Annotated in this window: 9 protein-coding genes; all 9 read left to right on the top strand. The window is 73.1% G+C overall.

The window, feature by feature from the left end:
• Nucleotides 1-168: 168 nt before the first annotated feature.
• The 9 genes from mraZ to ftsW all read left to right on the top strand — a co-directional run bounded on the left by mraZ (nt 169) and on the right by ftsW (nt 11,919).
• Nucleotides 169-600, top strand: coding sequence for a division/cell wall cluster transcriptional repressor MraZ (mraZ, locus tag SMD20_RS14500; RefSeq protein ID WP_329580481.1), 432 nt, complete (start codon nt 169-171; stop codon nt 598-600).
• Between the two features lie 219 nt (nt 601-819).
• Nucleotides 820-1,785 (top strand): 16S rRNA (cytosine(1402)-N(4))-methyltransferase RsmH, encoded by a 966-nt coding sequence (gene rsmH / locus SMD20_RS14495; RefSeq protein ID WP_329580478.1) that lies wholly within the window; start codon nt 820-822, stop codon nt 1,783-1,785.
• Complete coding sequence (locus SMD20_RS14490) at nt 1,775-2,386, top strand: hypothetical protein (RefSeq protein WP_329580475.1); 612 nt, start codon at nt 1,775-1,777, stop codon at nt 2,384-2,386. The genes rsmH and SMD20_RS14490 overlap by 11 nt, the downstream gene beginning before the upstream one ends.
• Nucleotides 2,383-5,190 carry a penicillin-binding transpeptidase domain-containing protein gene (locus SMD20_RS14485; RefSeq protein WP_329580472.1) on the top strand — a complete coding sequence of 936 codons (2,808 nt, stop codon included), beginning with the start codon at nt 2,383-2,385 and terminating at the stop codon, nt 5,188-5,190. The genes SMD20_RS14490 and SMD20_RS14485 overlap by 4 nt, the downstream gene beginning before the upstream one ends.
• Nucleotides 5,191-5,230: 40 nt before the next feature.
• Nucleotides 5,231-6,769, top strand: coding sequence for a UDP-N-acetylmuramoyl-L-alanyl-D-glutamate--2,6-diaminopimelate ligase (locus tag SMD20_RS14480; protein ID WP_329580469.1), 1,539 nt, complete (start codon nt 5,231-5,233; stop codon nt 6,767-6,769).
• Nucleotides 6,769-8,193 (top strand): UDP-N-acetylmuramoyl-tripeptide--D-alanyl-D-alanine ligase, encoded by a 1,425-nt coding sequence (locus SMD20_RS14475; protein WP_329580466.1) that lies wholly within the window; start codon nt 6,769-6,771, stop codon nt 8,191-8,193. The genes SMD20_RS14480 and SMD20_RS14475 overlap by 1 nt, the downstream gene beginning before the upstream one ends.
• The gene (mraY, locus tag SMD20_RS14470) at nt 8,190-9,248 is read left to right on the top strand and encodes a phospho-N-acetylmuramoyl-pentapeptide-transferase (protein ID WP_329580462.1); all 1,059 of its coding nucleotides are present in this window, start codon (nt 8,190-8,192) and stop codon (nt 9,246-9,248) included. The genes SMD20_RS14475 and mraY overlap by 4 nt, the downstream gene beginning before the upstream one ends.
• Nucleotides 9,245-10,621, top strand: coding sequence for a UDP-N-acetylmuramoyl-L-alanine--D-glutamate ligase (gene murD / locus SMD20_RS14465; RefSeq protein ID WP_329580459.1), 1,377 nt, complete (start codon nt 9,245-9,247; stop codon nt 10,619-10,621). The genes mraY and murD overlap by 4 nt, the downstream gene beginning before the upstream one ends.
• The gene (ftsW, locus tag SMD20_RS14460; RefSeq protein WP_329580456.1) at nt 10,618-11,919 is read left to right on the top strand and encodes a putative lipid II flippase FtsW; all 1,302 of its coding nucleotides are present in this window, start codon (nt 10,618-10,620) and stop codon (nt 11,917-11,919) included. The genes murD and ftsW overlap by 4 nt, the downstream gene beginning before the upstream one ends.
• Nucleotides 11,920-11,923 lie beyond the last annotated feature (4 nt).

Here is an 11,923-nt window from a genome sequence, read left to right as displayed (position 1 = left end):
CCCCCACCGCTCGGACCCCCCTCTCTGACCTGCGGTAACGCAAGGGAAACCGATGATGAAGACGGTTCGAATCAGTTGACGGTGGGGAGAAGTGGAGTATGGTGGTGCGCAGTGGAGGGCCCGGTGCACCAGCGCTGAGCGCTTCACTAGGCACGGGAGGTGGCGCCGATGTTCCTCGGCACCCATCACCCGCGCCTCGACGACAAGGGACGGCTGTTCCTGCCGGCTAAGTACCGTGAGGAGCTGGCGGAGGGTCTTGTGATCACCAAAGGCCAGGAGCGATGCCTCTACGTCTTTCCCGTGGAGGAGTTCCAGCGCATTACCGAGGCTCTCCGGACCGCCCCGGTCACCGCCAAGGCGGTGCGTGACTACAGCCGCGTCTTCTTCGCCAGCGCGTCCGACGAGACGCCGGACAAACAAGGACGCATCACGATCCCGCAGGGCCTGCGCCACTACGCCGGCTTGGAGCGTGACTGCGTCGTCATCGGAGCCAACACCCGGCTGGAGATCTGGGACTCCCAGGCCTGGGACACCTATCTCAGCGCACAGGAGCAGGCGTTCGCCGATCTGTCGGAGGAGGTGCTGCCAGGGATCTTGTGATGTGACCACGGTCGATCCGTCGGAGCTGTCGTTCGGCGAGGTCTCCACCCGCAACCACTGCCGGTCAACTGATGCACCTTCCCCGGTGTCAGTGGACGGGCGTCCACGAAGAGGGTGCGGATGGGGACCTGGCCGGGCGGCGCCGGGTGGGGACCCAGAAAGAACCGGATCGATCGACACGCGTCATCCGCGAGCAAGGACGCGAAAGGGGGGTTGGAGATGCAGGACGACGTCGGCACGGGTGGTCACGTTCCGGTGATGCTCGGCCGCGTACTGGAACTGCTGGGCCCCGCGCTCACCGGCCCCGACCCCGTCGTGGTCGACGCCAATCTCGGCCTCGGCGGCCATTCGGAGGCCCTGCTCGCGGCCCACCCGTCGCTTCACCTGATCGGGATCGACCGCGACCCGTTCGCGATCGAGCACTCCACACGCAGGCTGAGCCCTTATGCGGACCGCATCACGCTGGTCCACGCCTCGTCCGGCGACCTGCGGGAGGTGCTCGCGCAGGCTGGGCGTCCCGTCGTCAACGGGGTGCTGTTCGACCTCGGGGTGTCCTCGCCGCAGCTCGACGAGGCCGGGCGGGGGTTCGCCTACTCCTACGACGCGCCGCTCGACATGCGCATGGACACCGAGCAGGAGCTGACGGCCGAGACGGTGGTCAACACCTACTCGGCCGCCGAGCTGACCCGCATTCTGCGCGTCTACGGCGAGGAGAGATTCGCTCCGCGTGTCGCGGGCCTGATCATCAAAGAACGCGCCAAAGAGGCAATAACCTCAACCAAGCGGCTCGCGGACATCGTGCGCGACGCGATCCCCGCCGCTACCCGGCGCACCGGGGGAAACCCCGCCAAGAGGACTTTTCAGGCGCTGCGCATCGAGGTGAACGCGGAACTGTCCGCCCTGGAGGCGGCGCTGCCCGCGGCACTCGACGCGCTCGCCCTGGGTGGTCGAGTCGTCGTGCTCTCATACCACTCACTTGAGGACCGGCTCACCAAGCAGGCCCTCACGGCGCGAACCAGGGACACCAGCCCCCCCGGGCTGCCCGTCCCCCTGGAGGCTCACCAGCCCAGGTTCCGCCTGCTGACGAGGGGAGCGGAGCTCCCGAGCGAAGAAGAAGTCGCCCGCAACCCGCGGGCGACCTCGGCCCGGCTACGGGCGGCAGAGAGGATCCGTGTTGACGACTGAGCAGGAGACCGGCCGGGTCGCGGCCGTGCGCCGCGCGGCGCCCGCCGCAGCGTCCAAGGTGGGTTCCAAGGCAGGTTCGAAGACGGGGGCCAAGACGGTCCCCCGCACCGGCGTGCGCCGGTCCCCGGCCCCGCTCCAGTCCAAGCCGCACCCCGCCGAGCCGCAGCAGCCGAAGGGGCGCACCCGCACCGACGCCCGTCCGGGCACCCGCACCGACGCGCGTCCCGGGACCCGTGGCGGCGCTCGTCCCGAGGCGGCGAGCAGACCCGCGCGCGCCCAGGCCCGGCCCGCGGCGCGGCGGCCCGCGCGGCGCCAGCGCACGCCGTTCGTGCTGCTCGTCGTCGGGCTGATGTCCGGCGGCCTGGTCAGCCTGCTGCTGCTCAACACCATGCTCGCGCAGGACGCCATCACCGACGCGAAGCTCCGCGAGCAGATCGCGGTCGCGCGGCAGGAGAAGGAGAAGATCGAGCAGGACTACCAGCGCAAGAACCAGCCCGGCGTCCTCGCCGAGCTCGCCGAGCAGCAGGGGCAGCACCCCGACTGGGACGACGTCAACGTCTGGAACGGCGACCAGGCACACCAGGCGGACACGCAGCGGTGAGGGAATCAGGCGGCAGGGGGCAGGGACCCGGCCGCGGCGCTGGCGGCGCCGGCTCTCAAGGAGGGCCCGGCGCCGCTCGTCGTACGCCGGGCGGACCGGGACGGGCGGGGCGTCAGGGCGGCTCCGCCCGTTCGGAGGGTGCGGGCCGCCCGGCGTCGCCGGACAACCCGCCCCGGCAGCCGCGCAAGCGGCCCGACCCGCTGGACCTGCCGTTCGGGCCCGACGACGACCCGCGGGTCCGCCCCTCCCGCGACGACGACCCCCCACCCCCCGACGACGCCGCCCCCGGCGAGCGCCGCTCCACGGGCGGCCGCGCCGGTGGGCGTGGACGGGCCGACGGGGGGCGCGCGCGTCGTGAGGACGGCCGGGACGGCGCCGAGGACGGCCGCGGCCGCCCGCGCGGCGCCGCCGGCGAGTCTGGCACTCGCCGGCGCCCGTCCGGCGAGGACGACCGCCCCCGTGGCCGCGCCGCCGCCCAGAGCCGCGACAGCGGCCCGCGCACCCGCACCCCGGGAAGCCGGGACGACGACGACCGCCCCCGCCGCACGGCCGCCGAGCGCGACGACAACGGCCGCCCCCGCCGTACCTCCGCCGAGCGTGACGACAACGACCGTTCCCGCCGCATCCCGGCCGAGCGTGACGACAACGACCGTCCCCGCCGCACAGCCGCTGAGCGCGACGACAGCGGCCCTTCCCGCCGTACCTCCGCCGAGCGCGATGACGCGGGGCGGTCGCGGCGCGTCGCCGGCGAGCGGGACGACGACCGCATGCGGGGAAAGGTCCAGGACCGGGACGACCGGCGGACGCTCAGGGAGGGGCGCCCGGGTGAGGCGCGCAGCCGAGGGCGCCAGGACGACGACGGGCGGGCGCGCGGCGGCCGGGAGGACGACGGGCGGGCGCGCGGACGTCAGGACGACGCGCCGCGCCGCCCCCGGCCGGGCGACCGCGACCGCGTCCCGCCGCGCCGACCCTCGGACGGCCCCCGGGGCCCGCGCGGCGGGGACGTCCCGCCGCCGAGGGGCCCCGGCCGCCGCCCGCCGGCCCCGCCACGCCCGCCGAAGCCGCCGCTGGTGCTGCGGCTCGGCAGCCCGCGCCGGCGCATCAACATCGGCCTGATCGGCATGACGTTCGTGCTGTCGATCTTCGCCGGCCGCCTCATCCAGATGCAGGGCCTCGACGCCAAGGTGTACGAGGCCGCGGCCGATCGCCAGCGCCAGCACGTCGAGACGATCCCCGCCAAGCGCGGCTCGATCACCGACGCCAACGGCCACGACCTGGCGGTGACGGTCGAGGCCCGCGAGCTGTCCATCGACCCGTCCAAGATCACCGATGCCGGGGTGCGCGCGAAGGTCGCCAAGGTCCTCGCCCAGCAGCTCGGCAAGAGCGAGCAGGACATGGCCGCCAAGCTGGCCCGTACCGACACCCGCTACCAGCGCCTGGCGAGCGACGTCGACCCGCTCGTGGCGAGCAGGCTGCTGCAGGCGTCCATCCCGGCGCTGAACGCGAAGAAGACCTACCGCCGCCTCTATCCGGGTGGCGACCTCGCGGGCAGCCTCATCGGCTTCGTCGGCGACGAGGGCAAGGGCCTGATCGGCATCGAGCGCACCAGCAACAAGCTGCTCGCCGGCCGCGACGGCCGGCAGCGCGTGGAGACCGGCCGCGACGGCCAGCAGATCCCGATGACCAGCAGCCAGCGCACGGCCCCGGTCAACGGCCAGGACGTCCGGCTGACCATCGACCGCGACGTCCAGTGGGCCGCCCAGAAGTCGGTCGCCGACCAGGTCAAGAAGTCGGGCGCGGACAGCGGCACCGTCATCGTCATGGACGTGCGCACCGCGCAGATCGTCGCCATGGCCAACGCCCCCGAGCTCGATCTCGGCAACTGGCGCTCGGCCCCGGCGTCCAGCCAGATCAACAAGGCCGCCGCCGACGTCTTCGAGCCGGGCAGCACCAACAAGGTCATCACGGCCGCCGCCGCGCTGGAGGCCGGGATGGTCACCCCGGACACCGTGTTCGAGGTGCCCGACCGGATCAAGTGCTACGACCAGGTGCTGCGCGACGCGCACGCGCACGCGGCCGAGTCGATGACGTTCCGCCAGGCGATGGCCGAGTCCAGCAACGTGGCCACGATCATGGCCGCGCGCAAGGTCGGCAGCGCCCGCCTGTACGCGATGCTGAAGGCGTTCGGCTTCGGCAGCACGCCGGGCGGCGGGGTGCCGGGCGCCGAGGCGGGCCTGCTGCCCGACTACCGGAAGTGGTCCGGCAGCCAGAGCTGCACCGTAGCCTATGGACAGGGCGTGTCGGTGACCGCGCTGCAGATGGCGAGCGTCTACCAGACCATCGCCAACGGCGGCGTCAAGATCGAGCCGCAGATCGTGGCGGGCACCACGGACGCCTCCGGCCACTTCGTCCCGGCCGCGCCCGGAAAACAGACCAGGGTGGTGAGCGAGACCACCGCCAAGGAGATCACGACCATGCTGGAGAGCGCCGTCGGCGAGGAGGGCACCGGCCATCTGGCCGCCATCCCCGGCTACCGGGTGGCGGGCAAGACCGGCACCGCCAACCGCTACGACGCCGGCCTCGGCCGCTACGACGGCTACACTGCCTCGTTCGTCGGGTTCGCGCCGGCCGACGACCCGCGCCTGGTGGTGCTGTCGGTGCTGCAGAACCCGAAGAACGGGCACTTCGGCGGGCAGCTCGCGGCCCCCGTGTTCAAGGATGTGATGACGTTCGCCATCAAGAGCAAGAAGATTCCTCCCACAGGCTCCTCCGCGCCGCCGGTGCGTACGCGCGCCGGAGAGTGACCAGGGAAGGTACGCTCTCGCCGTGCGTCCCCCGTCGTCTATGCGTCCCACGACCAATCCGCCCCGCCCGCTGACCGGGCTCGCGACCATGCTCGACGCCGGCTCCGGCACGTCGAGGTCGCCCCATGCCGCCCTGACCGGCGTCACCATCGACTCCCGCGACGTCCGGCGAGGTGATCTCTACGTCGCCCTGCCCGGCAGCCAGGCGCACGGCGCCACGTACGCCGCGCAGGCGATGGCCGGTGGCGCGGTGGCGATCCTGACCGACCCCGCCGGGCGCGAGGCCGCCGCGGCCACCGGGCTGCCGGTGCTGATCGTGCCGGAGCCGCGCGCGCTGCTCGGGCAGATCTCCTCCTGGGTCTACGGCCAGCCGGCCCACGACATCCAGGTCCTCGGCGTGACCGGCACCAGCGGCAAGTCCACCACCACGTTCATGCTGGAGGCGGGCCTGCGGGCGGCCGGGCACACGACGGGCCTGGTGGGCGGCGTCGAGATCCGCGCGGGCGAGCTGCGCTTCCAGCCGACGCTGACCACGCCGGAGGCCACGACGCTGCACGGCCTGTTCGCCCTCATGCGCGAGCGGTCCGTCACCGCGGCCGCCATGGAGGTCTCCAGCCACGCGCTCGCCCTCGGCCGGATCGACGGCATCTACTACGACGTGGCGCTGTTCACCAACCTCTCCCAGGACCATCTCGACTTCCACAAGGACTTCGAGGACTACTTCGCCGCCAAGACGCGGCTGTTCCAGCCGGAGCTGAGCCGCGCCGGGGTCACCAACCTCGACGACCGCCACGGCCGCGAGCTGCTGCACCGGGCCAAGGTGCCGATGACCACGTTCTCGGCGGAGGGCGACCCGGAGGCCGACTGGCGGGCGCTGGACGTCCGCCTGGGCGCCGACGGCAGCGCCTTCCGGGTGACCGGTCCCGGCGGCGTGGAGGCCGACGCGCGGATCGCCCTGCCGGGGCCGTTCAACGTCGCCAACGCGCTCGGCGCCATCGTCACCCTCGTCGAGGCCGGGGTGCCGCTGCAGACCGCGGTGCACGGCGTCGGCACGCTCGCCGGCGTTCCTGGGCGCATGCAGCGCGTCACGACCGCCGAGGACGACTTCCAGGCGATCGTCGACTACTCGCACAAGCCGGGCGCGGTGGAGTCGGTGCTGCGCTCGCTGCGTACGGTCACCGCCGGCCGGCTGGTCATCGTCCTCGGCTGCGGCGGCGACCGCGACAAGGGCAAAAGGCCCATCATGGGCGAGATCTCCGCCGAGCTGGCCGATGTGGCCATTTTCACCAGCGACAATCCTCGTACGGAGGATCCGCTCACCATTCTCTCGGCGATGATGGAAGGAGCGCTCCGCGTTCCGCAGCACGGCCGCGCTCATGTGATCATTGAGCCCGACCGCGCCGCCGCCATCGGCCTGGCGATCGCCAGGGCCGGGCGCGGCGACGTGATCGTCGTGGCAGGCAAGGGTCACGAGCAGGGCCAGTACGTCTCAGGCGAAGTGATCCCCTTCGACGACCGCGAGGCCGTCGCCGAGGCGATCCACGCACGCAAGGAAAGCACGGAAAGCAGGAAGCACTGATGATCCCGTTGCCGCTGGCCAGGATCGCCGAGATCACCTCCGGCACCCTGTCGGGCATGGCCGATCCCCGCGCCGTGGTGCGCGGGCCCGTCGTGATCGACTCGCGGGCCGTCGAACTGGGATCGTTGTTCGTCGCGTTCGCGGGCGCGCGCGTGGACGGCCACGACTTCGCCGCCCAGGCCGTCCGGTCCGGGGCCGTCGCCGTGCTGGCCACCAGGCCGGTCGAGGCGCCCGCGGTGATCGTCGATGACGCCGCCGCGGCCCTCGCCGTGCTGGCCTCCGCGCAGGTGGCCGCGCTGCCCAGCACCACCGTGATCGGCGTGACCGGCTCGGCCGGCAAGACCACCACCAAGGACCTCCTGGCCCGGCTCACGGCCAGGATGGGCCCGACCATCGCCCCCGTCGGCAGCTTCAACAACGAGCTCGGCCACCCGCTGACCGTGCTGCGCGCCGACCAGGACACCCGGTTCATGGTGCTGGAGCTGGCCGCACGCAACATCGGCCACATCAAGGAGCTGACCCGCATCGCGCCGCCGCGCATCGGCGTCGTGCTCAACGTCGGCACCGCCCACCTCGGCGTGTTCGGCGGCAAGGAGGCCATCGCCAAGGCCAAGGGCGAGCTGGTCGAGGCGCTGTCCGGGGAGGGCGTGGCGGTGCTCAACGCCGACGACCCCCTCGTCCGCGAGATGGCTTCGCGCACCGAGGCCAGGGTCACCTTCTACGGCCGGGGCGAGGACGCCGCGATCCGCGCCGCCGACGTCACCATGGACGAGCGCGGCCGGGCCTCCTTCACCCTGTGCGCCCCGTCCGGCGCCGCGCCCGTCACGCTCCAGCTCTACGGCGGCCACGCGGTCGACAACGCGCTCGCCGCGGCCGCGGCGGCGTACGAGCTGGGGCTGCCCGTCGCCACCATCGCCGAGGAGCTGTCGCAGGCCACGCCGGCCAGCCGGTGGCGGATGGAGGTCAGCGAGCGGGCCGACGGCGTCACCGTGATCAACGACGCCTACAACGCCAACCCCGACTCGATGCGGGCCGCGTTCGAGACGTTCGCCGTGCTCGGCCAGGGGCGGCGGCGCTTCGCCGTCATCGCGGCCCTGCGCGAGCTGGGCGAGGAGGCCCCCGCGCTCAACCGCGAGCTGGGCGTCCTGGCCGGCGGCGCGGGCCTGACGGGCCTCGTCGTGGCCGGGCCCGACGCCGAGCCCGTCCTGGAGGGCGCCCACGAGGCCGCGAGGGCCGCGCAGGCGCCGCCGGGCGGCCCGCCGGGGGAGACCGGGCCGCGCATCGTGCACGTCCCCGACGCCGCCGCGGCCGCCGCCGAGCTCGGCGGGTGGCTGCGGCCCGGTGACGCGGTGCTCATCAAGGGCCCGCGCGCCATGGGCCTGGAGCGTACGGCCGAACTGGTCCTCGGAGGTGCCCCCCAGTGACCAACATCATCATCGCCGGCGCGGTGGGCCTCATCCTCTCGATGCTGGGCACCCCGCTGGCGATCAGGCTGTTGACGCGGCGTGGCATCGGCCAGCAGGTCCGGGAGGAGGGCGTGCAGGCCCACCTCGGCAAGCGGGGCACGCCCACCATGGGCGGCATCGTGTTCGTCCTGGCCGCCCTGTTCGCCTACGGGGCCTCCCATCTGGCCACCCTCACGCCGCCGACCGTCTCGGGCACGCTGGTGCTGTTCCTGATGACGGGGCTCGGCGCGGTCGGGTTCCTCGACGACTTCATCAAGATCTACAAGCAGCGCAGCCTCGGCCTGCGCAGCGGCGCCAAGGCGCTCGGCCAGCTCGTCGTCGGCGCGGTCTTCGCCGTCCTCGTCGTCCGCCAGCCCAACGTCTACGGCATCACCCCCGCCGAGACCCGGGTGTCGTTCCTGCGCGACATCGGCCCCTCGATCGGCATCGTCGGGTTCACCATCTGGGTGCTCATCATGATCGTCGGGTTCTCCAACGCGGTGAACCTCACCGACGGGCTCGACGGCCTGGCGAGCGGCGCCGCCGGCGTGGTGCTGGCGGCGTACGTGCTGATCGGCAACTGGCAGCTCCGCAACAACTGCATCGACCAGCTCGGCCCCAACTGCTACTGGGTACGCGACCCCCTCGACCTCGCCGTGGTCGCCGCGGCCGTGCTCGGCGCGCTCATCGGCTTCCTGTGGTGGAACGCCCCGCCGGCGCGCATCTTCATGGGCGACACCGGCTCGCTCGCCCTCGGCGGCGTGCTGGCCGGCCTGGCCATCGCCACCCGCACCCAGCTCCTCCTCATCATCCTCGCCGGCCTGTGCGTGATCATCACCCTGTCGGTGATCATCCAGGTCGGGTCCTTCAAGATGACCGGCAAACGCGTCTTCCGCATGGCCCCGCTCCAGCACCACTTCGAGCTCAAGGGCTGGGCGGAGACCACGATCGTGGTCCGCTTCTGGCTCATCGCCATGCTCTGCGCCGCGCTCGGGCTCGGGCTGTTCTACGTCGAGTGGATGCCCAAGCCATGACCGTCACCTGCGTCGCCGGGCTCGGCGTCTCCGGCACCGCCGTGGCGCGGTCCCTCGCCGAGCGCGGCGAGCGCGTCGTCGTCGTGGAGGCCGTCGAGGGGGAGCGCCAGCTCGCCGCCGCGGCGGAGCTGGCCGGGCTCGGCGTCGAGACCCGTTTCGGCGAGATGGTCCTGCCCGACGGCGCCACGCGGCTCGTCACCACCGGCTGGGCGCCGCACCACCCGCTCGTCGCCGCCGCACTGGAGGCGGGCGTGGAGGTCGTGGGGGAGGTCGAGCTGGCCTGGCGGCTGCGCCCGGCCCACGCCGCCCCGTGGCTCGCCCTGACCGGCACCAACGGCAAGACCACCGCCGTGCGCATGCTCACCTCGATCCTGCTCGCCGCCGGGCACAAGGCCCTGGCAGTGGGCAACGTGGGCCTGCCCGTGGTGCGGGCGGTCGCGGAGCCGTACGACGTGCTGGCCGTCGAGCTGTCCAGCTTCCAGCTCCACTGGTCGGCGACGCTGGCCCCGCACGCCGCGGCCGTGCTCAACGTCGCCCCCGACCACCTCGACTGGCACGGCTCCATGGAGGCGTACGCCGCCGCCAAGGGCCGCGTCTTCGAGCGCGCCGGCACCGTGATCTACAACGCCGACGACCCCGAGGCGACCCGGCTGGCCGCGCCCTACCCGGGGGCCGTCGGGTTCACGCTGCGGGCGCCGAGGCGCGGGCAGCTCGGCGTCGTGGAGGACCTGCTGGTCGACCGGGCGTTCGTGGCCGACCCGGTGGAGGCGGCCGAGGAGCTCGCCACGCTGGGCGACATCCGGCCCCTCGCCCCGCACAACGTGGCGAACGCCCTGGCCGCGGCGGCGCTGGCCCGCGCGTTCGGCGTGCCGGGCGAGGCGGTCGCGCGGGGCCTTCGGGACTTCGTGCCCGACCCGCACCGGCTGGCGCTGGTCGAGCAGGTCGGCGGCGTCGACTACGTGGACGACTCCAAGGCCACCAACCCGCACGCCGCCGCCGCGGCGCTGGCCTCCTACCCGTCGGTCGTGTGGGTGGCGGGCGGCCAGCTCAAGGGCGCCGACGTGGACGACCTCGTCCGCCGGGCCGCTCCCCGGCTGCGCGGCGCCGTGCTGCTCGGCGCCGATCGCGCCGAGATCGCCGAAGCCCTCGCGCGACACGCCCCGAATGTCCCCGTCGTGGACATCGCCGATCGGGACACTGGTGCGATGGAGAAAGTCGTCATCGCAGCCGCCCGCCTGGCCTCGCCGGGCGACACCGTGCTGCTCTCCCCGTCGGCGGCCTCACTCGACATGTACCCCGGCTATCCAGCGCGGGGCGAGGCGTTCGCGCGCGCCGTGCGCGGGCTGAAGGAGCGGGCCGAGGGAGCGGTGTGAGCGCGACCGCCGAGAAGCACGCGCACCCCGCCCCCGCCCCCGCCTCTGCCTCCGCCGAGGGGCCGCAGGGCTGGGCCCGCGAGCAGCTCGCCGCGCTGCGCGAGCTGCTCGGCAAACCGCTCACCACCTACTACCTGATCATCATGTGCGGCGCCCTGCTGCTCGCGCTGGGCCTCATGATGGTGCTGTCGGCCTCCAGCGTCGAGGCGCTGCGCAAGACCGGCAGCCCCTTCTCGTGGTTCATCAAGCAGTCGCTGTCGGCCCTCGTCGCCGTGCCCGTCATGTACGCCTGCTCGCGCCTGCCGGTCAGGTTCTTCCGCTGGGCCGGCTACCCGCTGATGGCGCTGGCGATCATCTCGCTGGTGATGGTGCTGTTCATCGGCTCCGCGGAGCTGGGCGCGCAGCGCTGGATCTACATCGGCTCGCTGACCATCCAGCCGTCGGAGCCCGCCAAGCTCGCGCTCGTGCTGTGGGGCGCCGACCTGCTGGCGCGGCGGGCGCGGCAGGGCCGCATCGAATGGCGGCAACTGCTGATCCCGCTGATGCCGGGCACCGCCATCCTGGTCGTGCTGGTCCTGCTGGGCAGCGACCTCGGCACCACGCTGGTGCTCTTCATGATCTTCCTGTCCCTGCTGTGGGTGGTGGGCGCGCCGATCAAGCTGTTCGGCGGCATCATGTCGCTGGCCGTGCTGGCCGCGCTCATCATGATCAAGGTGGAGCCCTACCGGATGCGGCGCATCGGCGCCTTCCTCAACCCCTGGGCCGACGCGCAGGGCGACGGCTACCAGGCCGTGCAGGGGCAGATCGCGATGGGCTCCGGCGGCTGGTTCGGGGTCGGGCTCGGCCAGAGCCGGCAGAAGTGGAGCTGGCTGCCGCACGGCGAGAGCGACTTCATCTTCGCCATCGTCGGCGAGGAGCTGGGGCTCATGGGCACGCTCCTGGTCGTCGCGCTGTTCGGGCTGCTCGGCTACGCGGGGCTGCGCGTCGCCGTACGGGTCAACGACCCCTTCATCCGGCTGACCGCGGCCGCCATGGTCGCCTGGATCGTCGGGCAGGCCATCGTCAACATGGGCGCCGTCCTCGGCGTCCTGCCCATCACCGGCATCCCCCTTCCGCTGGTCTCGTACGGCGGCTCGTCGCTGGTGCCCACGCTCGCCGCGCTCGGCATGCTGCTGTCGTTCGCCAAACACGAGCCGGGCGCGCGTGAGGCTCTGGCCGCTCGTGGCCCCGGACCCGGCGCGCGGGCCCTAAGCTGGCTTGGCCTGGGGGGTACGTCCAGAGGCCGAGCGACACGTTAGGGAG

Source organism: Nonomuraea sp. LP-02, from assembly GCF_036289125.1.
In the GTDB taxonomy this organism is placed as follows: domain Bacteria; phylum Actinomycetota; class Actinomycetes; order Streptosporangiales; family Streptosporangiaceae; genus Nonomuraea; species Nonomuraea bangladeshensis.
Note: the sequence above shows the minus strand (reverse complement) of the source record. Positions and strands in the feature narration are given on the sequence as shown.